Source organism: Rhizobium sp. AB2/73 (assembly GCF_020871915.1).
Taxonomy (GTDB): domain Bacteria; phylum Pseudomonadota; class Alphaproteobacteria; order Rhizobiales; family Rhizobiaceae; genus Rhizobium; species Rhizobium dioscoreae.
The window spans coordinates 997430-1023175 of sequence record NZ_CP067073.1 but is presented as its reverse complement, the minus strand read 5'-3'; the positions used below and the strand labels follow the sequence as shown (position 1 = coordinate 1023175).

The window sequence follows — 25746 nt, the reverse complement described above, 5'->3', positions numbered from 1 at the left end:
AGCGCGCTCTTGGAGAGTCAGACCCGCCCTACCTCGATTCGGGAAATCGCAACCAAGCTGGGTGTCTCCACGGCAACGGTCTCGAATGCCCTGCGCGGTACGGGGCGGGTGTCATCAGCCCTTGCGGAGCAGATTCGCCTGGAAGCGGACAGGCTCGGCTATGTGCCTGACCATGCGGCCCGCGCTCTGCGCACCGGCAAGAGCAATACGGTCGGCCTGCTGGTTGCGAATATCGGCCAACCCTTGTTTCCCGCTTTTGCCCAGGCCATCGAGCGAGCCGCCAAGCGGCGCTGTCTTGCCGTTCTCATCGGCGACAGTCAGGGCGACCCGCAGCAGCAGGAATTCGAAATCAGGACCATGATCGCCCGCGGCATCGATGCACTGATTGTGATACCGACGCGCGGCACGACGATCGCGCCCACGGATGTGCCGGTGCCGGTCGCCGTCATCGACAGCGCCGCCACGGTCGGCAACATCGCTGCCAGCGATCATCGTGAAGGCGGGCGCCTGATCGCCCGCCATCTGCTCGAGCTTGGTCATGACAGCATCCTTATCCTCGCTGGTCCGGAAAATTCGCTGGTGGCGCGCGAGCGCGTCGAGGGAATGCGCGAAATCTTCCGCAAAGCCGGCGTCGAACTGGCATTACGACACAGCGATGCGACGTTCGAGGCCGGCAGCGCTCTCGGCCGCGAGCTCGATCTGCGGGATTTTACCGCCTGTGCCGCCGCCTATGACGCCATCGCCGTCGGCTTTGCCATTGCCGTCAAGGACAGGGGCTTCAGCATTCCGGAAGACATATCGCTCACCGGCTTCGATGATCTGATGTGGGCTCAAATCGTCTCTCCGCCGCTCACGACCGTCCGGCAGGATCTGGAAACCGTGGCGAACCATGCGCTCGCCTTCGTTGCCGGAGAAACCGACACCAGCGGAATATTCCCGACGGAACTCGTCTTGCGGCAATCCACCGCGCGCCCATCCGCTTTCGCCAAGGGAGGCAGACATGCCGAATGAACCCCACGACCTCCATTCATCCGAGCTGCGCGATCGCGCCGTCCGGGCGGCATTGGGCCTTGAGCCGTTCGATGTGCTGATCGGCGGCGGAACACTCGTCGATGTCGCGACCTCGGAAATGAGGCCGGCCGATATCGGCCTTGTCGGCCCCTTGATCGCAAGCGTCCATGCCTCGGGGACAAGGAACGACGCAAAGCAGACCATCGACGCTTCAGGGCGCTTCATCGCGCCCGGATTTATCGACACGCATATGCACGTCGAAAGCTCGATGGTGACGCCAAGGCGATACGCGGAAACTGTCGTCCCCCAGGGCACGACGACGGTCTGCTGGGACCCGCATGAAATCGGCAACGTCGCCGGCCTCGACGGTATTCGGTGGGCGCTCGAAGAAACACGGCAATCGCCGCTGCGCTTCCTGACCCTGGCGCCCTCCTGCGTCCCCTCGGCACCTGGCCTTGAGCTTGCCGGAGCGGAATTCCGCTCAGGCGAAATGACAACCATGCTGAGTTGGCCGGAGATTTCCGGTGTCGCCGAAGTGATGAACATGCGAGGGGTCCTTGAGCGCAGCGAGCCGATGCGCGGCATCCTCGATGCCGGACTTGCGAGCGGCAAGCGCGTCTGCGGCCATGCCCGCGGCCTCGAAGGCGCGGAACTGCAGGCCTTTGTTGCCGCAGGCATCCAATCCGATCACGAGCTCACCTCGGGCGAGGACTTGCTGGCGAAATTGCGGGCTGGCCTTACCATCGAGTTGCGCGGCTCCCATGACTATGTTCTGCCTGACGTCGTCGGCGTGCTGAAAAAGCTGCCGCATCTGCCGCAAACGCTGACGATCTGCACCGATGACGTCTTCCCCGACGACCTCGTGAATGAGGGAGCGATGTCATCCGTTCTCAGACGCCTGATCGGCTATGGAATGAAGCCGATCGATGCCATCCGCGCCGCCACGCTCAACGCCGCCATGTGGCTGAACCGCCATGATCTGGGATTGGTGGCACCCGGCCGCCGCGCTGACATCGTCATCCTCTCCGATCTCGAAAAGATTACGGTTGACCGCGTCTTTGCATCGGGACGCGAGGTCGCAGGAAGCGGCAGCCTCGTTGGAGCCAGCGAGTACACGCCCTCGGATGCCTATCGCGGCACCGTAAAGGTCGAAAGGCTTTCCGCCACGGATTTCGAGATCAAGCTGCCGGGCATGACTGATGCTCGCGTCAACACGATTGTCAGCCCACGATTCACGAAATGGGGAGAGGCAATCGTCAAGGTCGAAAATGACAAGCTCGTTCTGCCTGACAATATGCTGCTGATGGCTGTTATTCACCGCCACGGAAGAAAAGAGTCGACACCCGTCATCGGCATCCTGGAAGACTGGGGCCATTGGCGTGGTGCTTTGGCGACGACGATATCGCATGACAGCCATAATCTCACCGCCTTCGGCCGCGACCCCACGGATATGGCTGCGGCGGCCAATGCCGTCATCGACGCCGGCGGCGGCATGGCGACGGCGGCCGATGGCGAGGTGACGGCGGTGCTTCCCCTGCCCGTCTGCGGCTTGCTGTCGGATGCGCCCGCAAAGGAGGTGGCCGACGATTTTGCCAGGCTGCGCGCCGCGGCCGATGCGATAGCTGACTGGATGCCGCCCATTCGCACCTTCAAGGCGGTCGTCGGAGCAAGCCTTGCCTGTAACCCCGGCCCGCATGTCACCGATCTCGGGCTGACCGACGGAACCACCCAGGACATCAGACCGCTTCTGGCTGCAAGCCAAAACTGAGGTCACCAGCCAAACGGCGGTATTTGCCGACTTAGGAGATATAGCCAATGACCTCAACTACGAATGTCGGGCAGTCGGGTGATACGTCAGAGCCGCGGTGGAAGACCTACTTTCGCATGGGCGAGCGTAAGACCAACACGAAGACGGAAATCATTGCCGGGATGACGTCCTTCCTGGCAGCGGCCTATCTCCTCGTCGTGATCCCTTCCCTGCTTTCCGCCGGTGGCATCGACCGCGCCGCCGCAACGACGGCAACGATCCTCGTCATCATCGGCGCGACCCTGTTCATGGCGTTTTATGCCAATATGCCCTTCGTGGTGGGGCCGGGCATTGGCGGCTCGGTTCTGGTGGGGCCGACGATGGCAGCCGTGGAGCATATTCCCTGGCAGACTGGCCTTGCCATCTCCTTCTGGTCGAGTGTCGTCTTCGTTCTGCTGACCGTCCTCGGTGTACGCCAGGTCATCGCCCGCATGGTTCCGGCCCAGATCAAGCTCGGACTGGGCGCGGCGATCGGATTGTTCATCGCGCTTCTCGGCTTCAAGAATGCAGGTCTCGTCGATGTCAACGCCAAGAGCCACGCGCTCATGCTCGGTTCGTTCAACTCGGGACAGGCGATCATCGCCGTCTTCGGCATCTTCCTCGCCGTCTTCCTGCGCGGGCGCAAAGTGCCGGGACCAATCCTCTGGGCGATCCTGGGGAGCACACTGCTCGGCATTCCGCTCGGCGTGACCAAGGTGCCCGCCGCATTCTTCGGAGCGCCGCACGGCATCTCTGAGATCGGCCTTCAGCTCGATTTCCTTGGTGCGCTGAAGATCGAATATTTCCCCTATCTCTTCGCCTTCTTCGCATCCGAATTCTTCTCGACCCTGGGCACGACGCTCGCCGTCGGCGCCAAGGCCGGCCTGGTCGATGAAGAAGGCAACATGGCGGACCTGGGCAAGCCGTTCCTCGTCGATTCGATTGCCGCCACCATCAGTCCGCTGCTCGGCATTCCCTCCGCCACGGCGCTCGTCGAGAGCGCGACAGGCGCGGAAGCCGGCGGACGCACCGGTTTTGCTTCACTTGCAACCGCAGCCCTTTTCGCGCTCACTTTGCTTTTTACGCCGATCGCGCTGATGATCCCGGCGGCCGCCACGGCACCCGCCCTGATCCTCGTCGGCATGTCGATGTTCAGCGCGCTGAAGCGTGTCGACCTGGAGAATTTCTCCGACGGTCTCTCCGCCCTGATGATGGTCCTTCTGACCCTGGTCTCCAACAGCTTTGGAACCGGCATCGCCGGAGGACTGCTGTTCTACGTCATCGTCAAGGTCTTATCGGGAGAAGCAAGGCAGGTGTCCATCGGCATGTATCTTCTCGCCATCCCGCTTGCCTATTATTTCTGGACCGTGGCCGCTCACTGAGCGGCCACAAATCCATAAGTTGCGCACCCGCGATCCGGCATGAAACGGCGGGCCGGCGACGTGACCGGCGGTGGCCATCAATACGGTTTGGAACGTCCTCTATTCTGTCACATCCATGTCATGAAATGCGCCGACACCTCATCCCAGATCAAGAGCGGGTATCGACATGGATTATTTCAGACGTTTCAACTTTCTGTTCGCGACGCCAACCTTCGACAATGAGGACCTGGAAGGCGCCCGCTATAATCAGATCGTCGAGGAGATCGAACGCTCAGGTTTCGAGGTGGTGCGCGCGCGCAATCTCGAAGATGCCGAGATCGCCGTGCAGACCGACGCGGCGATCGGCTGCATGCTAGTGGACTGGGGCAAGAAGGGCCTCGAAGGCAAGACGGCCGCCCTCATCAACCTCATGCGCCGGCGCGGCCTGGAATTCCCGATCATCCTCCTGATCCGCCGCAAGCGCTTCGAGGATGTGCCGGTCGAGGTCCTCGATTTCATCGACGGTTACGTCTTCCTCTCCGAGGAAACGCCCGCCTTCATCGCGAAAAGCCTCATCAGCCGGCTCAAGCAATATGCCGAAACCCTGAAGACGCCGTTCTTCGGCGCGCTGGTCGATTATGCCGAGGAGGGCAATCACCTCTGGACCTGCCCCGGGCACAATGGCGGCATCTTCTACAGCCGCAGCCCCATCGGCCGGGTCTTCATGGAGCATCTCGGCGAAGCGGTGTTCCGCGACGACCTCGACAACTCCGTGCTCGATCTCGGCGACCTTCTGACCCACGAGGGACCGGCTCTCGCCGCGCAGAAGGAGGCGGCCAAGATCTTCGGCGCCGAAAAGACCTATTTCGTGCTGAACGGCACCTCCACGTCCAACAAGGTCGCGCTCTCGGCCCTCGTCACCGACGGCGATCTCGTGCTGTTCGATCGCAACAACCACAAGGCCGCCCATCACGGCGCCCTGATGATCTCGGGCGGCATTCCGATCTACCTGCCGACCAGACGCAATCTCTATGGCCTGATCGGTCCCATGGATTTCGCCACCATGGACGAGGACGCGCTGCGCGAGCGTATCCGCACCCATCCGCTGGTAAAAGATCCGGAAGCCTACAAGAAGCCGCGTCCGTTCCGCGTCGCGGTCGTGGAGCAATGCACCTATGACGGCACCATCCACAATGCCGAGATGATCCTCAAGCGCATCGGACATCTGTGCGACTACATCCTCTTCGACGAGGCATGGGCGGGCTTCATGAAGTTTCACCCGCTTTATGCCGGGCGCTTTGCCATGGGCCTTTCGGACCTCGGCCCCGATGCGCCCGGGATCATCGCCACGCAATCGACCCACAAGCAACTCGCAAGCTTCTCGCAGGCCTCGCAGATCCACATGAAGGATAGGCACATCACCGGCCAGAAACGCCGCGTGGAACATCGTCGCTTCAACGAAAGCTTCATGCAGCACGCCTCGACCTCGCCCTTCTATCCGTTGTTTGCCTCGCTCGACGTCGGCGCGCAGATGATGAAGGGCCGTTCGGGCGAAGTGCTTTGGGACGACACGATCCGCCTCGGCATCGAACTGCGCAAGAAAATCCGCGCCGTACGGCGTGAATTCGAGGAGAAGGAGCATCGTCCCGAACGCCGCTGGTTCTTCGAGCCCTTCGTGCCGGATCGGGTCGCGATTCCTGATGTGGCAAGCCCCGGCGCTGTGCACGATGTGCCTTGGGAGAGCGTCGCGACCGATCAGCTCGCCACCAATCCCGCCTTCTGGCACCTGACACCCGATGCGGCATGGCATGGCTTTTCCGGCATGGAGCCGGGTTTCGCCATGACCGACCCGAACAAGCTCACCCTGCTTACCCCCGGCTTTGATCGAGCAAGTGGAAAATATACGGAACACGGCATTCCAGCGCCTATCGTTGCGCAATATCTGCGCGAAAACCGGATCGTCGCGGAAAAGAACGACCTCAATTCGCTGCTCTTCCTGCTCACACCCGGTGTCGAAGCCAGCAAGGCCGGCACCCTGATCAGCGGCCTTGTCGCCTTTAAAAAGCTTCATGACGACAACGCGCTGCTGGAAGAGGCCATTCCGGAATTCTACCGCCGCCGCCCCGGTCGCTATGCGGGCGTGCGCCTGCGGGATCTTTGCGCTGACATGCACAATTTCTTCCGCCAGGCCGATGTGAGCGCCCTGCAGACGAAGCAGTTTTCCGCCGAACACCTGCCGCCGATCGCCATGTCGCCGCACGATGCCGCGCGCTGCCTGGTGCGCAACGATGTCGACTATCTGCCGATCGACGCCATTGCCGGCCGCATCGCGACCACACCCTTCGTCGTCTATCCCCCGGGGATTGCGACCATCGTGCCCGGCGAGCGCCTGACCGAACAGGCAAAGCCCATGATCGACTATCTCAAGATGTTCGAAACCTGCTTCAACACCTTCCCCGGCTTCGAGGTGGAGATCCAAGGCCTCTATCGCGAGGTCGATGCATCCGGCAAGATCCGCCTCTATACCTACGTTGTCGCGGAATAGGCTTGGAAATTCAGGTTCGGACATGAAGCAGGATAAAACAATCATCGTTCGCCCATCCCGGGAGAGCGACGTCGATGCCATGCTGGCTATCTATCGCCGCCATATTCACCGCGGAGTCGAAGCCGGTGTCGATGATGGCGATACGCCGCAGCCGGATGATCTGCGCGAACGGCGCAAGAATTTGAAGGACCGCCGCTTCCCGCATGTCGTTGCGATCGAGGGTGAGAAGGTCGTCGGCTATGCCTATGTGGTGCTTTTTCGCAAGCGCCCCGCCTATCGTTATACCGTCAAGCATTCGATCTATGTGCATCACGACCATGTCGGCCAGGGTGTCGGAAGCCTGCTCATGCGCGGACTGATCGACGCCTGCGCGGCGGCCGGCTTCCGGCAGATGATCGGCTATATCGACGCGGACAACGTCGCTTCGCTCGCCTTGCACGAACGCTTCGGCTTTATTCGGGTCGGTCTGCTGCCGGCTGTTGCCTATCGCTACGGCCGCTGGGCCGATACCGTAATGGTCCAGCGCTCGCTCGGTCCCGGCTCCACCACGCAGCCGCCTCCACCGCCGCTCTCCACCCGCTGAAGCAGAGCCGCTTATTGGCTGCCGCGCGCTTAGGCCGGATGCTGCGTTTGAGCTGGCCTGAAGCCCAAGACGAAATTCACAACCTTCGACGAGGACATTTCGCAGGGCTTGAGGGAGAGGTTTGCTCCGGAGAGCATGTACAGATTAAAGCTGACGACATCGGTCCCGCCAAGCTCTTCGCCATAGAGCCAGATCCGTTTCCCGTCGGCCGATCGCTTGACCGTCACACCCCAGGGGCGACCTTGAAAATGCCCCTCCGAATAGCCGTCAGGCAGCTTCGCGAGCGCATGTTCGAAGCCCGACAATTCAGCGGGCAGCAGTTGCGGCGCGCCGTCGATCATGGTGCCAGGCATTCGTCACATATGCCGCAGCCGTCTTCGTCCATCTTCCTTGCCGACCGCAGCCTGCGGCAGCACAGACATGCGGTGCCATCGGCTCGGGACTCCTCGTCATGCTCGGGCGGGAGGATCTCCATAAGCAGGTCGGAAAGCGGATCGGTGGCGATTTGGCCCATCTTGAGGCTCCGTATTGGGGGACGGACAAGAGATAAGAAGCCTTGCGCGCATCTCAAGGTAGCGTTTGCGGCATGCCTGGCATGCGGCAATTTCCTCACCTCTTCCTAGCAAGACAACCGAGCCGGTTTGATATCGTCATCGAGGATGATATGTTCCGCATTTGTTTCAGCTTCCGCAATAACGGACCGCTCTGAAGCTACTGTGTAATGACCGAGACCGCCATGAACGACACCAGCTCGACCACTGTCCGGAAGATCATCCATGTCGATATGGATGCATTCTATGCATCGGTCGAGCAGCGGGACAATCCGGAGCTGCGCGGCAAGCCGCTTGCGGTCGGCGGGTCGGCTGCACGCGGCGTCGTGGCGGCCGCAAGCTACGAGGCCCGCGCCTTCGGCGTTCATTCGGCGATGCCTTCGGTTACCGCAAAACGCAAATGTCCGGACCTGATTTTCGTGCCGCCGCGCTTTGATGTCTACAGGGCGGTGTCGCAGCAGATCCGCGAGATCTTTGCCGAATATACTTCGATGATCGAGCCGTTGTCGCTCGACGAAGCCTACCTCGACGTCACCCAGAACCACAAGGGCATGGAAATCGCCACCGAGATCGCGCTGGAGATCCGGGCCAAGATCAAGCAGGTCACCGGCCTCAATGCTTCGGCCGGCATTTCCTACAATAAGTTCCTCGCCAAAATGGCAAGCGACCTCAACAAGCCGAACGGCCAGGCTGTCATTACACCAAGGAATGGCCCGGCCTTCGTCGAAACGCTTCCCGTCAAGAAATTCCACGGCGTCGGGCCGGCGACCGCCGAGCGGATGCATAAATATGGCATCGAAACCGGGCTGGATCTGAAATCGAAATCGCTCGCCTTCCTGCAGGAGCATTTTGGAAAGGCAGGCCCTTATTTCTACGGTATCGCCCGCGGCATCGACGAGCGCCAGGTAAAGCCGGACCGGGTTCGCAAATCCATAGGCGCGGAAGACACATTCGTTGAGGATATCGACCATCTAGAGCTGGCAACGGCGGAACTGCGGCCGCTTGCGCAGAAGGTTTGGCGCTACTGCGAAGCAGGCGGTTTCAACGCCAAGACGGTGACCGTGAAGATCAAATATTCGGACTTTACCCAGGCGACACGCAGTCGGACAAGCTCCTCGCCGATCGCAGACGTCGGCGCTGTCCTCGAGACAGCGTCGGCGCTTCTGGCAAGCGTCTACCCGTTTGCGCGGCCGATCCGGCTGCTCGGTATCACGCTTTCGTCTTTGACGAACGAAAAGGCCGACGATGGGAGCTTACAGCCCCAGCTCGATCTCGGCATCTGAGGGATGCTGATCCTCAGCGGTCACAGTGGCGGTCTAATCTTTCCACCGAAAGCAACGGAAACGGACAACCGCGGCCATCAAAGCGAAAATCATCAAGGCCAGAGCCGCTCCTTCAGCCAGCGCGCCTTTTCACGCCGATATCGCAAGCGATGGTGGCGGCGCTCTGAATCGCCCTGCCAGAATTCGACCTCATGCGGCATGACGATGAAAAGCGCCCAATCTGCAGCGACAAGATCGGGCTCGTCCCGCAACCGCCGATGCTGCAGTGCCAATGCATCATCGAGCTCCTGCGACGAACCCAGAACCTCGCTCTGCCGCTCGGTCAGGGCAATGGCCTTGGCGCCCGGCGCGCGTCCACGGAAATCGGCATGGCACTCATGCGCCTCGGCCTGAAACGCCATGCCGCGCAATCGCACCTGCCGCCCGAGCCGCGGCCAATAGAAGGTGAGTGACACAGAGGGATTGGCGGCAATCTGCCGGCCCTTCGGCCCCCTGCCTGATGTTGCGAAGTGCCAGCCACGCTGGTCGAGGTTCTTCAGGATGAGAACACGAGCATCCGGTGCGCCATTCTCGTCGATCGTGGAAAGCACCATTGCATGCGGCTCCTTGATATCAGCCTCGATGGCATCGCGCAGCCAGTCGGAAAACAGGTCTCGCGGATTGTCAGGTGTCAGATCCGCCTCGAACGAGGGAAACGGTCCGGCCAAGGACTTGAGTATACGCAATTCGTCTCTCACGGCGCTCTCCTCATGGTCTGGCGATAATGAGACGCAGCGAGCCTTCGAAGAATGGCTGCGTGCGGAGGGCGCCATAACGACGATCCCAGGATCCGTCGGTGAGATCGCGGCCGAGCTCGGCGACAAAACGCTCGCCAACGGAGGCATCGACAAAGCTCCATGCCGAATTGGCAAGCCGCGCGCCAGGATCAAGCATTCGCTCCGGCCTGCCATAATAGGCCTCGCCGAAACCATCGACGCAATTCAGCGGGATCGGCACCGCCTTGATCTCCACATTGCCGCCGAGTGCGGTCGCGATCCTATCCATCTCCGGATAACGTCGTGCCTCGACCGCAATCATTTCAGGCCCATAGGTGTGTAGCCACGACCGTTCCAGCAGATGCGGATCGCAGCTCAACACCAGGACAGGGCCGCGGGTAACGCGCCGCATCTCGGCAAGCCCTCGGTCGAGATCAGACCATTGATGCACCGTGAAGGTCGCCATTGCCGCATCGAAACTCCGGTCGGCAAAAGGAAGATGTTCCGCCGTTCCGTCGATCGCGACCGGGAGATGCGCCGGCCGTTGGGCGCGCATGGACGCAGACGGCTCGACGGCCGTCACCTGCCGGTCGACCGGCTCATAGGAGCCTGCGCCGGCACCGACATTCAACACGGTTTTCGCATCGCCGAGAGCGGCGCGGATCAATTCGGCTATATGGGGGTCCGGCTGACGATAATTGGTATAGCCCGATCCGATCACGCCGTAATTCGCATCGCCCGCACTGCCGTCCTGATATCTGCCTTGCACTTCATGTCTCCATTGCTTCGTCGGACAAGGCTTCGCCGGACGTGAAAATGCCATTGCATCGTCGCGTCGTTGTTCGATGAATACGATGTCCATTTCTCTCGGCATCAAAAAACATGTTATTTTCTCGGAAGAAAAACGATATGTTCGAACAGCCAATGTTCGGAAAATGCACATGACTAGACGATTGCCCTCCCTGAATGCGCTGCGCGCCTTCGAAGCGGCCGGCCGGCTCGGCCGCATGACGCTTGCGGCAGACGAGCTCAATGTGACGCACAGCGCCGTCAGCAGGCAGATTCAGCATCTGGAGGAGGCACTTGGCGTTCACTTGTTCGAAGGACCGAAAAACCGGCTGAGATTGACTGAAGGCGGGATGACCCTGTTGACCGGCCTGACGGGCGCATTCGACCAGATGGATCTATCGGTGCGAGCCGTAGCCGATACGGAAGACGGTCAGCTCGACGTCTCCTGCCCCGGCACCTTTACGATGCGCTGGCTCATTCCCCGCCTCTATCGGTTTCAGGCGAAATACCCCAACATAGAAGTGCGCCTGTCCGCCTCTTCAAAGCCCGTCGATTTCAGCCGCGACGGCTTCGATGTGGCGATCCGGGTCGGAAGCGCGCCATGGCCGTCTGGCGCCGATGTGATTTTCCTGTTTCCGGAGCAAACCGGCGCGGTGCTCGCGCCATCGCTCTTTGACGCGTCGACACCAGAGTTCGATGGCCTTCCCCAGCTTCATACGCGCACAAGGCTGCGCGCATGGGGCGACTGGCTTGCCCGATCGGAAAGATCGGTCGCAACGGGACCGCGCGTCGAATACGAGCATTTCTACTTCATGCTGGAGGCTGCGAGCGCCGGCCTCGGTGTCTGCGTCGCCCCCTGGCCCTATGTCAGCGACGACATCCGTTTCGGCCGGCTGATGGCGCCATATGGCTTTCTGGAAAGCGGCCACGAATATATAGCGCTGCGCCGCGCCCGTCGGAACCGAAAATCCGTTCTCTTCTGTGAATGGCTGCAGAATGAGGCGGAGGTCTACACGCGCTCCAACAGGCCGCCGACTGGCTGATACTTGAAAAGACCGTGACCACCATCTGCCTTGGAGACTAACCGACCGGAGAAAACCGGCTTTGTTGAGAATCTCCCGCCCGGTCTCCGATAGCGGGAAGTCCCGCAGAGACCTTGTTTCATCATCAACGCCCTTACGAATTGCCATGCCGTATTCGATAAGCGGCTGAAACTCGTCGGGTATGTCGATGACGCTGAAAGCCGGATCCCCTGCCAGCAAACGCGCGTTCGAAGAATAGCTCATCATCAGATCGACGCCGTCGGCAATCAGATAGCCGCCGCGCTTGCCCGATAATCAGTTGCGCGGAACGGCTCCCTATCCCGTCGTTGGAGATGCGTCGCACCTTGCGCCGCGCGGGAGGCGATCCGCCACCGAGGTCGAAAGGCCGATCGGTTCGAGAAGATCGCCGACGCGATCCTTTGCCTGCGAGGCGCTTGCCAGCCCATGGGCAATCATCGATTCGGCGATGCCTGACCGATATGCAGGCGTGGATTGAGGCTTTCGAACGAGGCCTGGAAGATCAGGCCGGACTCGGGATGCAAACATTACCGGTAATCCTCAAGTCGAAGCTGCTCGGCCTTTCCTATTCCCATCATCTCGACCGGCTTCCTTCGATTCGTTTTCATCACATCGCGGTTGAAATCATTAACCGCCCAGCAAACACCTGTGGTTTGGAGATGCGCGGTGTTTTCTATTCCAATTTTTATGAGAAAAGTCAGCCGCCCGGCCAGCGCGTTACGGCAATGCTCGCTGTTATCGAACCAGGGCCGACTGGTGACGTTGTCCAGCACCTTCTGGAGTGTGGCGACTTGCTTTGGCGACAGGCTGCCTCCCATAAAGGTGGCGAAAACGTTCCATCATGCCTCCTTCGAGGACCACTGCTACTGCGACATCACAGATGGACTCGCTCTTGCAAGTGAAACTACTCTGATACTTTGCAGTCCGTTACTTCAACTCTGCGCGATGGGCCATCCTTGACGGGAAGCCGCCAGCCAAACCGGCCATTGCTTATGTCCGCTGCCGGCACGTTAGGCAGGCTGCCGTTTAAAGCCTACGTCCATTTTTGACAGTGCCGGGACGCGCAATGCCCGACGAACGGGCGGAAGTTGCCGGCCAGTCCATTCGTGGTGATCGATCCTTTGGGGTTCCGCCGGCTTTACCGCTCAGCAAGCCCGCCTGCGCTTCATCATCGCGTTCAGCTTCTCCGCCCCGGCTTCGTCGACGGGTGTGTAGACGATCATGCGATCCTCGTTGCTGGGCCTTGCCCACCAATTGTTGGATTGCAGCGGCAGGATCGTGCCATCAGCCAGCCGGAAACGCTTCACGGTATTCTCGATGCCTTTGAGCTGATAGCGATCCCACACGATGCGGAATTGATCCGAGGCGCTCATATAGCGTTCCAATTGCCGCTCCCAGCTCGGATCGTCGAGATGCTCCGCCATGGAGGCACGAAACAGCGCCGCCATATTGGCCAGCATCTCGTCGGGATCGGCCTGGCTTGCCCGCCAGGCAGGATTGACGAGGGACAGATAGATGCAGTTCCGGTCCTCGGGCGGAAGGGCATCGAGATCGACGCCGACGAGGCGACGATAGGCCTCGTTGAAGCCGCGTATATTGTAGCGTTTCGTCTGGATAAGAGCCGGATAGGGACAGAGATGATCGAGAATGCGCTGGCTTGCCTCGGTGAGCGGCTCGCAAACGCGCGGATTTTCGAGGCGAGGGGGAAGCGGCAGATTGGCCAGTCTGAAAAGGTGCTCCGTCTCCACTTCGTTGAATTCCAAAGCATGGGCGACGGAGAGAAGCACGCGCGGCGACACGCGGATCGGGCGCCCCTGCTCCAGCTTGGTGTACCAGGTGATGCCGATATCGGCACGTGACGCCACTTCTTCCCGCCGCAATCCGGGTGTACGAATCCGCCCTGCCCGACCGATTCCCAATCTTTGCGGGTCAAGGGACTCCCGCCGTCTTCGTAACATTTCGCCGAGTTCCTGCGCCCGCGAAAGCATTTGATTGGGAACAATATCGAGCGTGCCGTGCATTTCCATTCTCCAGCCTGACACTTCTTATACCAGTCTAAACAGGTATCTTGTACCAGTTTAACATGGGTGTAGAACGCTGTGGACTCAGTTTTGAAAATACTTTGAGGTCCCCCATGTCATCCGCACCAATCCGGCTTGGCCAGTTCGGCCTGCTGATCCTGCTGGCCGGGCAATTGCTGCTGCAGCTCGATTTTTCCATCATCAATGTCGGCCTCGCAGCCATCTCCGCATCCCTGCATGCCGGCGAGACCGAACTTGAACTTTTCGTTGCCGCCTATGGCGTGGCCTTTGCCGTCTGCCTGGCAATGGGTGCGCGCCTCGGCGACAATTTCGGCCGCCGGCGAATGTTCGGCCTGGCCGTCCTATTGTTCTGCCTCGCCTCTCTGCTCTGCGGGGTAGCGACATCGGTCGCCTTTCTCATCGTTGCGCGCGCGCTGCAGGGAATTGCGGCGGCACTCATGGTGCCGCAGGTGCTGGCGACCATCCATGTCAGCTTGACCGGACGCGATCACGCCCGCGCCGTCTCGCTCTATAGCGCGATCGGCGGCATCGCCTTCATCGTCGGCCAGGTTCTCGGCGGCTTCCTGATCTCGGCTGATATTGCCGGCTCCGGCTGGCGTAGCATCTTCCTCATCAATCTGCCTGTTTGCATCCTGATCCTGCTCTGCGTGTGGCGCCATGTTCCAGAAACGCGTGGGCAAGGCAGGGTTCCGGTCGACTGGTCGGGCATGATCACGCTGGCGCTGCTGACGCTCTCGGTCCTGCTGCCGACCGCGCTTGGCCCATCGCTCCACTGGAACTGGCTTTGCCTGCTCGGCTTCGTGCCAATCCTGCCGCTGGTGGCACTTCTTTGGCGCATCGAGCGCGCCAAGGAGGCGCGTGGCGCCTTCCCGATCCTGCCGCCGTCGCTCACGCGCATCTCCAGCATGCGCTTCGGAGGGCTGATCGCCATACTCTTCTTCACCTGCTGGAGCGGCTTCATGTTCGTCTTCGCCCTTACCTTGCAGGCGGGCGCCGGGCTGACGCCGCTGCAGTCAGGCAATGCCTTGATCGCGCTCGGCGGCTCCTATTTCGTCTCGGCCGCTTTCGTTACACCTCGCCTATCGAATATACGCCGGGAACTGATGCTGGCGATGGGCTGCGTGATTCAGATGAGCGGGCTTACGCTCCTCATCGTGACGCTCGAAACGGTCTGGCCGCGGCCGGGAGTCATCAACCTTATCCCATCCACGATCCTGATCGGCTTCGGTCAGGCGCTGATCGTCAACACCTTCTATCGGCTGGGGCTGGCGGACGTGCCGCATGAACATGCCGGCGCCGGCAGCGCGATGCTCGCAACAATGCAGCAGGTGTCGTTGGGTCTTGGGCCGGCGATCCTCGGGGCCGTATTTGCCCAGGTGCTGCAATATTCCAGTGCCTATCTCTCCGCCGGGGTCACGGCGATCGCCGTCGAGCTCGGGCTGATGGCCATCCTGCTGGCGGCCACGCTTCTGCGGCTGGCACGGCAGCGTAGCCGACCCGACGAGGACGCGGAGATCGACGACGCGCTCATCGTGGCGCCCGAATGATCGGAAGGTCCGGATCAGTCGATCCCATAGCAAAGTCCGGCCTGTGACCAGGCCGGACTTTCGAGCATGAATCTCGTCTTCGACCAGATGCCGTTATGCCGGCAGCTGGAAGAACCAATTGGCGATCAGCACGATGGCAAGACCGCCGGCAAGCGCCAGATAGGGTAGAATACCCGCCTTCCTGACACCCAGATCCTGGCCGACCAGACCAAGATCATCCATGGCGCCGACCGGGAACTTGCCGCCATCGCGAACATAATGCCTGTAGGCAAAGACCGGCAGGATGAGAGCCGCAAAGGCAAAGCCGATCCAGAGCGCATTGGCATAACCCCAGACCTTGGCACCGGCGCCAAGGAAGAGCGCATTGACGAAAGCAAGGACGGTATTGAGGCCGATGAGCCAGGACGGCGCCTTCCACGGACGCTCGACATGGCCGGAGTCCATGCGGTGGATCCAGCCCGAATTGAGGTTGAGGAAATTGAAGATGATATATCCGACATTGGAGACGGCGAGCACGAAGAAATAGCCGCTCGTGTCAGACGCGATGGCGAGAAGAAAGAGATTGAAGGCAAAGTCCGTCCACATCGCCCTCGTTGGTGCGCCGTTCTCGTTCACATGGTCGAGATATTTCGGCAGCCAACCGTCCTTTGAGCCCTGATAGAGGGTGCGCGAGGAGCCGGCCATCGCCGTCATGATCGCCAGGAACAGCGCCAGGATCATCAGGATGACGAGCAATTGCGTGACGATCCGGCCAGCGCCGATCAGGCCGCCGAGCGCTTCAGCGACGCCGGTGCCATCAACGATGCCGGGCGCCAGCATGCCGGCATGCCCGAGCACGCCCTGGAAAGCAAAGGGCACCAGGAAGAAGAAGATGCAGCAGGCAAGGCCCGAGTAGAAGATTGCCTTGAACGTATCCGTCTTCGGGTTCTTCAGTTCGCGCGTGTAGCACACCGCCGTTTCGAAGCCATAGGTCGACCAGGCGGCAATATAGAGGCCTCCGAGGAAAAGCGTCCAGCCGCCATTGCTCCAGGTTCCGTCGGTCGCGGCATAGGCAGCCGTCGGCGGCAGCAGGCCGGTGACGTTGGCCGAAAGGATTTGGCCGCTGACGATCGGATAGACACCGATGATGAGCAGCGGCACCAGCACGATGATCGCCAGCCACTTCTGCACGCTGGCCGTCTCGGAAATGCCGCGATGCTGGATCGCGAAAATGATCAGCATCAGGATACCGCCGATGAAGAAGGTGGCGTTGATATTAGCAGTCGCGAGGAAAGGAATGTTGAAGCTGACGAGGGACCAGTTGCGGATGGCCGGCGTAAAAGCTGCAACGCCATCGGCGCTGAGCAGCGCCTTTACCGCATCGTCGGGAGATGTACCGGCATCGGCCGCGATGTATTCTGCGACACGCGGGCTGTCGGCGGTGATCGATGTCGCATGGGCACTGATCCAGCTCAGCACAGCCTGCGAATCCGCCGCCGGAATGGGGAAGAAGGCATTGAGGATATAGCCAGCCGCGATGGCGCAGCCGAGAGACAGCACCGGCGACCAGGCGAACCAATTGCACCAGACCGAAAGCGGCGCGATGAATTTCGAATAGCGTAGCCAGGCGGTCGCGCCATAGACCGAGGCGCCGCCAGACTTGTTGCCGAACATGCCGGCAATCTCGGCATAGGTGAAGGATTGCAGGAAACCCATGATCATCGAGATGATCCACACGACGAAGGCAAGCTTGCCCGTCGTGCCGGCGATGCCGCCGATGGAGAAGAGAACAAGTGGCGGCACGCCCGCAGCCACCCAGAACGCGCCCTTCCAGTCCAGCGCGCGTATAAGCTTACCTTCGGTGCCGGCGGGAGCGCCGGCGTCCACGAAATCAGTCATTGGTGATATTCCCCATTTTGTTCCGGACGTATCTCTCGTACGTCTCCCTGAACGTGCCTCCCATGGCATTGCGGGGCTTGCTGGAGGTTTTCATGAGCCGAGTCTGCGCGCGGTTTCCAGATACATGCCCTTTATGCATAGTGAAGATATTTTCTTTTTAGTCAATATCCCTTTACTTTCGGATGGCATTTTGTCAGCATGATTCCCGTGTTTGACACGCCTCATTTCCCGAGAGGGTTTAATGCGAGAACTCCATCCGCCGACCGCCGGAATACGGCCGATCTCGGCGAGCGTCATCCGCTATCCAGGCATTCCAGCCTTACCGCAAGATACAGAACGCTATCGCTGCAAGGGCGGTGGGTCGCTGGTCGTGCGCGTCGAGCCCGGCGATCGGGTTTCGGTGACGGATAGCGAAGGTGGTCAGGTCTGCGAGCTCACCTTCCTCGACGAGAAGGGCCGCTTTCAATCCGCGGGATTGGGGTCGGCATTCACCGGCGAAGCGACCGGTCTGAAAGGCATTCTTTCCTCGGGAAATGAAAGTGCGGCTCGCGTCAGGACAGCGCTGGAGCGTCGCGGGGCCGATCTGGCCTCTGCGGCAGCGCTTCGCCTCTTCGGCGCATCGTCACCAGCCGGCAGCACCGCGGATTTCACCATCGCGACCAAAGGCCTGCTGATCGCCTGTGCGCCGGGAACGGCCATGTCGCCGGAGGCGCAGGATACGGCAACGCCCATCGAGCTCAGAATACGCCGCACGACCATCCTGCGAGACTATGCCTCCGCGTTACCCGAACCGCTTGCCGACCCGATCGAGGACATCCGCATCCAGGCGGCGACCGCTTCGGCCTATTTCGTCCGCGCCGGCGAATATATTCAGATCATCGACGTCCATGGCCGGCAATGCACCGATTTCCAGGCCTTTTCCGCCCGCAAGGTCGACAAGGGCCTCGACCTTGCGCTCGATTCAACCGTAACCCGCACCCTCCTCGGCCGCAGCTATCCAGCGCCCGGCCTTCCCTCCAAGGCCTTCGACCGTGATTTCGAGCCGTTGGTGGAGATCGTGCAGGACACGGTTGGCCGCCACGACGCCTTCGCAACGGCCTGCAACTCCCGCTACTACGACGACATGGGTTATCCCGGTCACGTGAACTGTACCGACAATTTCAACGCGGCGCTCGCGCCCTACGGTATTGCCGGCCGAAAGGGCTGGGAGGCGCTCAACTACTTCTACAACACCAATGTCGATCACAATAACCAGCTCTATCTCGACGAGCCCTGGTCCAGGCCCGGCGATTACGTCCTGATGCGCGCCCTGACGGATCTTGTCTGCGTCTCCTCATCCTGCCCCGATGACATCGACGCGGCCAATGGATGGGACCCGACCGACATTCATGTCCGCACCTTTTCCGGCAAAGAAAAATTCACACGAGCGGTGGCCTATCGCATGACCCCTGACGCCGACCCCGAACTGACGCGCGAAACCGCGTTCCACCCGCGCCTTTCCACCCTGACGCGCGACTACACCGAATATCGCGGCTTCTGGCTGCCGAACCGCTTCTCGTCGGAAGGACCGGTCGAGGAATACTGGGCCTGCCGCGAACGAGCCGTGGTGATGGACCTCTCACCGCTGCGCAAGTTCGAGGTGACGGGGCCGGATGCCGAGGAATTGCTGCAATATTGCCTGACGCGCGATGTGCGGAAGCTCTCGACCGGCCAGGTCGTCTATTCCGCCATGTGCTACGAACATGGCGGCATGATCGACGATGGCACGCTGTTCCGTCTTGGCGACAAGAACTTCCGCTGGATCGGCGGCGATGACTATAGCGGCATTTGGCTGCGCGAGCAGGCGGAGAAGAAAGGCTTCAAAGCCTGGGTCCGCTCATCCACCGACCAGATGCACAACATCGCCCTGCAAGGCCCGACGAGCCGCGATATCCTCAAGGAGATCATCTGGACGGCACCGCGCCAGCCGACGATCGGCGAGCTGGAATGGTTCCGCTTTACCGTCGGCCGCATCGGCCATTTCGAGGGAGCACCGATCGTCGTCTCACGCACCGGCTATACCGGCGAGCTCGGCTACGAAATCTTCTGCCACCCGAAGGATGCGGTAACAGTCTTTGACGCTGTCTGGAAAGCCGGTGAACCCCATGGTCTGAAGCCGATGGGCCTGGAGGCGCTTGATATGGTGCGCATCGAGGCGGGCTTGGTCTTCGCCCATCATGAATTCGACGACCAGACCGATCCCTTCGAGGCCGGCATCGGCTTCACCGTTCCGCTGAAATCCAAGCAGGATGATTTCATCGGGCGCGAAGCATTGGTGCGGCGAAAGGAAAATCCTCGCCATCTGATGGTCGGTCTGGACATTGAGGCCAATGAAGCCGTCGGACACGGCGATTGCATCCATATCGGCCGCGCGCAGATCGGCGTGATCACCAGCGCCACGCGGTCGCCAATCCTCGGCAAGACCATCGCTCTTGCCCGGGTCGACGTCACGCATGCCGCTGTCGGGACCAGGGTCGAGATCGGGAAGCTGGATGGCCAGCAGAAACGGCTTCCGGCTGTCATCGTGCCCCTCTCGCATTACGACCCGCAGAAGACGCGGCCGCGATCTTAATCCGACTTCTTCTGCGCGGCCGAGATCGCACGCGCCGCCTCTTCCGAGGAGTTGGCAAGCGTGCGCATCTCTGCCGCCAGCACCGCAAAACCCGATCCGGCCGTGCCTGCTCTCGCCGCCTCGATGCCGGCATTGACGGCTAGCAGCTTCAAGTAGCGCAGCGACTGCAGAATTTCGTTGGTCTTCGATGCCGTGACCCGCATGTCCGCGGTCTGCTCGTCGAGGCGCTGGTAGAGCGATTCGATATTCAGGATACTGCCTTCGAGATAAAGAAGCTCCCCGGCCTCGTCCCATACGCCGCCGCCCGTTTCCGTTACCCAGAGGAAATGGCCGTCGCGATGACGTATGCGATACTCCATCGTCCAGTCGGTGCGGCTCTCCAAAGCCTTGCCGACAAGCTCATCCATGAGCGGGATATCATCTTCGCACATGATCGAAGTGAAGGTTCGCGCGCGGTTGCCGATAATCTCGTCAGCGGGATAGCCGAAGATGCGCTCGATGCCGTCGGTCATCTCAAGCATCGTATAATTTTCGTCCGCCCTACAGCGATAAAGGAAACCGGCCATACGGCCGAGAACGCTTGTCTGAAAATCCATGGAAGCCATGCCCGAAAAGAAAGTTGCGGATGAACGCGTTTCGTCTCAACACATAAAAATCCGGCAAGGGCTGCTCGACGCCTCCCTTGCCGGTCAGGTGGGGAAGTGAGCGCGGATCAATTGCGCAGATATTCCTCCATGGAATCATCGAGCGCGTCGACCCAGGGCGTATGATGTGTCGGCGACATGGTGCCGGTCATCAGCGAGCGGTAGGCATTGTCGCGGAAGCCCATGATGTTTTCCGCCTTGTGATGCTCCCATTCCATGAAGGTCCTGTTCGTGCCTTCGATATCGAAGCTCGGATAATCGGTTTCGGAAAGCAGTTCCTTCACATAGTCGCCCTGATACCAGATCATTTGCTCGGCATCCTCGAGCGTTTCCTCACGGGCCCGCCACTTGTCGAAATTCGCCTGCAGTTCTTCCTCCGGTGGCAGCTTGATGCGGCCCATGATGACGTCGCGCGCCCACCAGGCCTGAACGTCGAACATGTTGAAGGTATAGAACTGGTCCTGCATGCCGATATAGAAGAGCTGCGGATTCCTGTCGAAGATCACGCCCTTGTAGAGGTGGTCGGCCCAGAGCCGGTTTGCCGTCTTCAGCCGCAGGTCATCCGGCAGGAAGGGGAAATGATGCTGATAGCCGGTGCAGAGGATCAGTGCGTCGACATCCTTCGATGAGCCGTCGAGGAAATAGGCCGTCTTGTTTTCAAGACGCGTCAGCAACGGCCGCTCCTCGAAATTCTCGGGCCATTTGAAGCCCATCGGCTTGGAGCGATAGCTCGTCGTGACCGACTTTGCCCCATATTTCCAGCATTGCGAGCCGATATCCTCGGCCGAATAGCTGCGGCCGACGATCAGCACGTCCTTGCCCTTGAACTCCAGCGCATCGCGAAAATCGTGGGCATGCAGCACGCGGCCGTTGAAGGTCTTCACCCCTTCGAAATAGGGCACGTTCGGTGTCGAGAAGTGGCCTGAGGCCACGACGACATAGTCGAACACCTCGTCATACATCCGGTCCTGGGGGCGATCATGCGCGGTTACCGTGAACTTCTTCGTCTCTTCATCGAAGCGCACCATGCGCACCGGCGTGCTGAAGCGCACCCATTTGCGCACGTCGGCCTTTTCGACGCGGCCCTTGATATAGTCCCAGAGCACGGCGCGCGGCGGATAGGAGGCGATCGGCTTGCCGAAATGCTCCTCGAAGGAATAATCGGCGAACTCCAGGCATTCCTTCGGGCCGTTCGACCAGAGATAACGATACATGCTGCCATGGACGGGCTCGCCATATTCATCGAGGCCCGTGCGCCAGGTATAGTTCCAAAGGCCGCCCCAATCCGCCTGCTTTTCGAAGCAGACGACTTCCGGGATATCAGCACCCTTCTTTGCGGCCGATTGAAAGGCCCTTAGCTGGGCAAGGCCCGAAGGGCCGGCACCGATAACGGCAACTCGTGTCATGTGGCATTCCCCTTCTCGATTATGTCGAAGTTCTTATCGCATGCAGTCGTTTCGCGCCGTGTCGGCATCAATCCGGAAAAATGCCGGGACCGGTCGGGGCGCCGTCGTCATATTTCGATAGCCAGTCGATCGTGGTCTGGCGGAAGCGCGTCAGGCCCTTGTAGTCGATGAGCTCCGGCGGCAGGGTTTTCAGCACGCGCGGGAAACGGCGCGCCCATTTCGGCACGGTCACGAGCTCATTCATGTTCATCAGATAGCAGCGTATGACGAAGAGAATGGCGTTCGAGCGCGGCAGGCGCCACAGGCTCTGCAATTCCACGCGCAGGTGCACCTTCTCGCCGACATTCTCGGGCGTCACGGTGGTGCGATCCGGACCCCATTTCGGGTAGTTTTCGGGGCTGGTATCGAGGCGCGGATTGATTGTCATCGTCCAGTTGAACCGGCGCGTCGGCTTGCCCTGCTGCAGGTTCAAAAGGAATTTCAGCGCGCGGTCGAAGACGCCGATCTGGTGGGCGAGCGGCACCGGCCCATGCCATTCCATGAAATTCATGCCGATATCGAAATCGAGCGACCAATCGGCCTGGGTCGTCACCATGCCGGCATCCATCCAGAGATTGTTGTCACGCTGGTCGACGATGCAGAAATCGCCCTGTGCCTGCCGGGTGATGTATTCGAAGGGTTCGTAAGGCAGCGTCGACGCATCTCCGAAGGTGAAGGTGTCGTCTATGCCCAGAGGACGGTTTATCCAGCGCCATTGGTCGCCATTCCTGGTGAGCGTGAAATGCTCGGGATAGCCGGCGGCCTGCTCTTCCATCAGCAGCTCCAGCGTATCCCATTGCGCCGTCATCATGTGCGGCAGCGCCTGATAGCGTAAGGGATCCTCTTTCAGCACCAGAGCCCGGTCGTGCATTTCGGCGACATAATGCTCATCGACATCGATAAGGTTTTCAAAGACCGTATTCTTCTGTCCCTTCACATGCGGTTCCATATTGACGGAATACATGTATTCGTCGCGATCGAAGGGGAATGGGAAACGCCTGATATTTTCGGGACTATTGCGATAGCTGAAATCGTCCCGGAATGTTTCGTGCTTGAAGGCGATTGCCATGTCCGTTCTCCTGGATATCGGCCGGATGCCTAAAGGTCGAGATGCAGCGCGCTTCCTTCGAACCGGGAGACGCAGATCATCACCTTGCGGCCGGAGGCCTTTTCTTCGTCCGTCAGATAGACGTCATTATGCAGAAGCTTGCCGTCGCAGACGGCAACAGCCGTCTCGCACTGCCCGCAGGCGCCGCCGCGACAGAGGAAAGGCGCATCGATGCCGGCAGCCTCGATCGCTTCCAGCATGCTTTCGTGATGGCCGACGTGAACGGTCTTGCCCGACCGCGTCAACATGATGGAGAAGGGCTTGCCGGGCTGCGACGACAGGAACCGTTCGGAATGCAGGTTCTGTTCCGGCCAGCCGGCCTCGATGCCCGTTTTCAACACGCCGTCGATCATGCCGGCCGGGCCGCACACATAGAGATGCGTGCCGAGCGGCTGGCTTTCGAGCAGACGGGCGACGGGGATGAAATTGCGATCGGCATTGCAATAGATCTTAACCCGCTGCGATCCATATTGCTCGACAAGCTCGCGGCAATAGGCGCCGCGATCGAGCGAACGCACGGCATAATGCAGCTCGAAATTCGCGCCCTCGCGCGCGAACTGCCGCATCATCGCGATGAAGGGCGTGATACCGATACCGCCGGCGATCAAAAGGTGCTTGCGCCCGCGCCAGTCCGGCTGAAAGAGATTGACGGGATAGCTGACCTTGAGCTCGTCACCCTCCCTCACCTTCTCATGCATGAAGGCGGAACCGCCACGCGAGTCCTCGACGCGCAGCACGCTGATCTCATAGGCCGAGCAATCATGCGGCGGCGACATCAGCGAATAGGCGTTGCGGCGAACATGACCCCCGTCGTTCATCGAGACGATGACATGGGCGCCGCCGGAAAAATAAGGCATCGGCGCGCCGTCGAGACGCTCGAAGCGGAAACGCTTGATGCGATCGGCGACCGGCGTCACCTTCGCGACACGAACCGGAATTTCCGTACCACCGCTCACAGGAACAACTCCTCGGGATCAGGAGCAGTGCCGGGCTCCTCTGCATCGATGTTGACGCCCTGAAAGGCGCCGAGGCGGCGCGAATAGTGGTCGCGCACCAATAGCGGAAGCCCGCAATGGCTGCAGGTAAAGGGACTGTGCGTGACATCGTCGGTGATGCCCTTGCAGTGGACGCATTGCACGCGACGAGCCAGCGAACCGCGATGCTCCGTGATGATCGAGGCATGATCCATGCCGTAGTCGAGCGCCACCATCATCGCCTGGCCGATAAAGCCCTCGGTGCCGGCGATATAGAGCCGCGTGCCCATATGCGCCGTTGCAAGGGAGCCCTTCAGACGGAAAAGCAATGTCGCGATCGTCGGCGCCGTGAAGAACATATCGGCGCCGAGCCCGCGCAGGGCTTCGTCATGACCCCTGCCTTGCGAGCCGCGCGCGACATAGAGGATTTCGCTGCGCGACAGGATGGTATCGTCAAGCCCGGCCATCTGGTCGAGGAGGGCATTGGCCCCCTCGCCTTCCAGCGCGAACAGATGCCGCCGGGCATGCGGCTGGATAGAGAGGCCCTTGTAGACCGGTCGGCTCTTGATGCCTTCGACAAGCATGAGCGCCTCCTTAACCGATAGCCGTCCTCTTCTTCTTTTCCGGATCGTCAAACGGCAGCGTATGGGCAATCGCGCTTGCCTTCAGGCTCTTGCCGCGTACTTCCAGCTTCGTGCCCTGCACGGCCTTGTCGACATCGAGGCGGGCGATCGCCATGGATTTCTTCGTCAGGGTCGAATAGCAGGGGCAGGTGATGACACCGACCTTTTTGCCCTCGGCATAGACCTCATCGCCGAGGTCGGCCGGACCGTCCGCATCGATCAGCATACCGAAGATCTTGAAGCGTTCCTTGCCCTTGAGACGGGCATGTTCCTCGGCGCCACGGAAACCGGTCTTGCCGGGGCTGACGGTGAAATCGAGGCCGAGCTCCCAGAGGCTGTCGCCGGGCGGCTGGTCGGCGAAAGGATACATCTGCGAGTTATCGTAGGGATAAAAGAGCAGATAGCTTTCGACGCGCAGCATGTCGAGGACGCTGAAGCAGCAGGGGATGATCCCCATCTCCTCGCCTTCCGCGACGATGCGATCCCAGACCATCGGCGCATCCTGGCCGCGCACAAAGATCTCATAACCGCGCTCGCCGGTATAGCCGGTGCGCGAGATCATCACGGGCGCACCGAACAGCGTCGTCTGCATGTGATGGAAGTATTTGAGATCTCGGATGCCAGGGACGTATTTGGCAAGGTAGTCAACAGCGACGGGACCCTGCAGCGACAGATCATGCAGATCGTCATCGAAAAGGACGGCGCAGTTGCGGCCTGCGGCCTGCTTGAGAACCTCCTCGTGGCCGGAGCCCGAGCCATGCACCAGCATCCAGGAATTCGGACCGGTGCGGTAGACGATGCAGTCGTCGGTGAAGTAGCCGCGATCGTTGAGCATCGCGGCATAGACCGAGCGGCCGGGATAGATCTTCGACATGTCGCGGGTGGTGATATAGTCGAGCACGGCAATGGCGTGCGGTCCAACTAGATGCACCTTCTTGAGGCCGGAAACGTCCATAATGCCGGCCTTGGTGCGGATCGCGACATGCTCCTGCGACATGTCCTTCTCGTAGGTCCAGGCGGTTCCCATGCCGCTCCAGTCTTCGAGTTTCGATCCAAGAGCACGGTGCCGGTCCGCCAAGGCGGAGAAACGCCATGATAATGCCATTTCGTTCCCTCTTTTTCTTCTATGGAATATTTATTTCCTGACTA

Annotated in this window: 21 protein-coding genes and 1 pseudogene; 9 read left to right on the top strand and 13 right to left on the bottom strand. The window is 60.5% G+C overall.

Going from position 1 to position 25746, the window contains the following annotated elements:
- The first annotated feature begins 9 nt into the window (after positions 1-9).
- From I8E17_RS30795 to I8E17_RS30775, 5 genes are all read left to right on the top strand, one after another.
- Entirely contained in the window at positions 10-1011 is a 1002-nt protein-coding gene (locus I8E17_RS30795; protein WP_069615297.1) for a LacI family DNA-binding transcriptional regulator, read from the top strand.
- Positions 1001-2779, top strand: a complete 1779-nt coding sequence (locus tag I8E17_RS30790; RefSeq protein ID WP_069615296.1) for an adenine deaminase C-terminal domain-containing protein — start codon at positions 1001-1003, stop codon at positions 2777-2779. The genes I8E17_RS30795 and I8E17_RS30790 overlap by 11 nt, the downstream gene beginning before the upstream one ends.
- A 116-nt stretch (positions 2780-2895) precedes the next feature.
- Positions 2896-4179 (top strand): NCS2 family permease, encoded by a 1284-nt coding sequence (locus tag I8E17_RS30785; protein ID WP_069615295.1) that lies wholly within the window; start codon positions 2896-2898, stop codon positions 4177-4179.
- A 166-nt stretch (positions 4180-4345) separates the two neighbouring features.
- A complete protein-coding gene (locus I8E17_RS30780) occupies positions 4346-6703 on the top strand; it encodes an Orn/Lys/Arg decarboxylase N-terminal domain-containing protein (protein WP_069615294.1) in 2358 nt (785 codons plus the stop codon).
- Positions 6704-6725: 22 nt separating this feature from the next.
- Positions 6726-7286 (top strand): GNAT family N-acetyltransferase, encoded by a 561-nt coding sequence (locus tag I8E17_RS30775; RefSeq protein ID WP_069615293.1) that lies wholly within the window; start codon positions 6726-6728, stop codon positions 7284-7286.
- Between the two features lie 29 nt (positions 7287-7315).
- Here I8E17_RS30775 and I8E17_RS30770 read toward each other — a convergent pair whose 3' ends face one another.
- On the bottom strand, positions 7316-7639 hold the full coding sequence (locus I8E17_RS30770; RefSeq protein WP_069615292.1) for a hypothetical protein: 324 nt from the start codon (positions 7637-7639) through the stop codon (positions 7316-7318).
- Between the two features lie 383 nt (positions 7640-8022).
- On the opposite strand from I8E17_RS30770, the gene dinB reads away from it, so the two are divergent.
- On the top strand, positions 8023-9120 hold the full coding sequence (dinB, locus tag I8E17_RS30765; protein WP_069615317.1) for a DNA polymerase IV: 1098 nt from the start codon (positions 8023-8025) through the stop codon (positions 9118-9120).
- A gap of 92 nt (positions 9121-9212) precedes the next feature.
- Here dinB and I8E17_RS30760 read toward each other — a convergent pair whose 3' ends face one another.
- Positions 9213-9857: a pyridoxal 5'-phosphate synthase gene (locus tag I8E17_RS30760; protein WP_069615291.1), complete on the bottom strand. Its 645-nt coding sequence runs from the start codon at positions 9855-9857 to the stop codon at positions 9213-9215.
- A gap of 10 nt (positions 9858-9867) precedes the next feature.
- Positions 9868-10644, bottom strand: coding sequence for a class I SAM-dependent methyltransferase (locus I8E17_RS30755; protein WP_069615316.1), 777 nt, complete (start codon positions 10642-10644; stop codon positions 9868-9870).
- A gap of 172 nt (positions 10645-10816) precedes the next feature.
- Here I8E17_RS30755 and I8E17_RS30750 point away from each other — a divergent pair, with 172 nt between their 5' ends.
- Entirely contained in the window at positions 10817-11707 is an 891-nt protein-coding gene (locus I8E17_RS30750; protein WP_069615290.1) for a LysR family transcriptional regulator, read from the top strand.
- Between the two features lie 111 nt (positions 11708-11818).
- Here I8E17_RS30750 and I8E17_RS35415 read toward each other — a convergent pair.
- The 3 genes and pseudogenes from I8E17_RS35415 to I8E17_RS30740 all read right to left on the bottom strand — a co-directional run.
- A pseudogene (locus I8E17_RS35415) lies at positions 11819-11950 on the bottom strand (molybdate ABC transporter substrate-binding protein); the annotation flags it as partial.
- A 302-nt stretch (positions 11951-12252) separates the two neighbouring features.
- Positions 12253-12543 carry a hypothetical protein gene (locus tag I8E17_RS30745; protein WP_069615288.1) on the bottom strand — a complete coding sequence of 97 codons (291 nt, stop codon included), beginning with the start codon at positions 12541-12543 and terminating at the stop codon, positions 12253-12255.
- Between the two features lie 327 nt (positions 12544-12870).
- Positions 12871-13713: a helix-turn-helix transcriptional regulator gene (locus I8E17_RS30740; protein WP_229002268.1), complete on the bottom strand. Its 843-nt coding sequence runs from the start codon at positions 13711-13713 to the stop codon at positions 12871-12873.
- Between the two features lie 146 nt (positions 13714-13859).
- On the opposite strand from I8E17_RS30740, the gene I8E17_RS30735 reads away from it, so the two are divergent.
- Positions 13860-15314 carry an MFS transporter gene (locus I8E17_RS30735; RefSeq protein WP_176728050.1) on the top strand — a complete coding sequence of 485 codons (1455 nt, stop codon included), beginning with the start codon at positions 13860-13862 and terminating at the stop codon, positions 15312-15314.
- 93 nt (positions 15315-15407) lie between these two features.
- On the opposite strand, the gene I8E17_RS30730 is transcribed toward I8E17_RS30735, so the two are convergent.
- Complete coding sequence (locus tag I8E17_RS30730; RefSeq protein ID WP_069615285.1) at positions 15408-17192, bottom strand: APC family permease; 1785 nt, start codon at positions 17190-17192, stop codon at positions 15408-15410.
- Between the two features lie 241 nt (positions 17193-17433).
- Between I8E17_RS30730 and I8E17_RS30725 the strand changes: the two genes are divergently transcribed.
- Complete coding sequence (locus I8E17_RS30725) at positions 17434-19803, top strand: DUF1989 domain-containing protein (protein WP_069615284.1); 2370 nt, start codon at positions 17434-17436, stop codon at positions 19801-19803.
- Here the strand turns inward: I8E17_RS30725 and I8E17_RS35370 are convergent.
- The 6 genes from I8E17_RS35370 to I8E17_RS30690 all read right to left on the bottom strand — a co-directional run bounded on the left by I8E17_RS35370 (position 19800) and on the right by I8E17_RS30690 (position 25702).
- The gene (locus tag I8E17_RS35370) at positions 19800-20399 is read right to left on the bottom strand and encodes a PAS domain-containing protein (protein WP_069615283.1); all 600 of its coding nucleotides are present in this window, start codon (positions 20397-20399) and stop codon (positions 19800-19802) included. The two genes, I8E17_RS30725 and I8E17_RS35370, sit on opposite strands and share 4 nt — an antisense overlap.
- Positions 20400-20515: 116 nt before the next feature.
- The gene (locus I8E17_RS30710) at positions 20516-21853 is read right to left on the bottom strand and encodes an NAD(P)/FAD-dependent oxidoreductase (protein WP_069615282.1); all 1338 of its coding nucleotides are present in this window, start codon (positions 21851-21853) and stop codon (positions 20516-20518) included.
- Positions 21854-21920: 67 nt separating this feature from the next.
- Positions 21921-22961, bottom strand: a complete 1041-nt coding sequence (locus I8E17_RS30705; protein WP_069615281.1) for a DUF3445 domain-containing protein — start codon at positions 22959-22961, stop codon at positions 21921-21923.
- 29 nt (positions 22962-22990) lie between these two features.
- Positions 22991-23956 carry a PDR/VanB family oxidoreductase gene (locus I8E17_RS30700; protein ID WP_069615280.1) on the bottom strand — a complete coding sequence of 322 codons (966 nt, stop codon included), beginning with the start codon at positions 23954-23956 and terminating at the stop codon, positions 22991-22993.
- A complete protein-coding gene (locus tag I8E17_RS30695) occupies positions 23953-24558 on the bottom strand; it encodes a dimethylamine monooxygenase subunit DmmA family protein (RefSeq protein WP_069615279.1) in 606 nt (201 codons plus the stop codon). The genes I8E17_RS30700 and I8E17_RS30695 overlap by 4 nt, the downstream gene beginning before the upstream one ends.
- A 10-nt stretch (positions 24559-24568) precedes the next feature.
- Positions 24569-25702 carry an aminomethyltransferase family protein gene (locus I8E17_RS30690; protein WP_069615278.1) on the bottom strand — a complete coding sequence of 378 codons (1134 nt, stop codon included), beginning with the start codon at positions 25700-25702 and terminating at the stop codon, positions 24569-24571.
- Positions 25703-25746 lie beyond the last annotated feature (44 nt).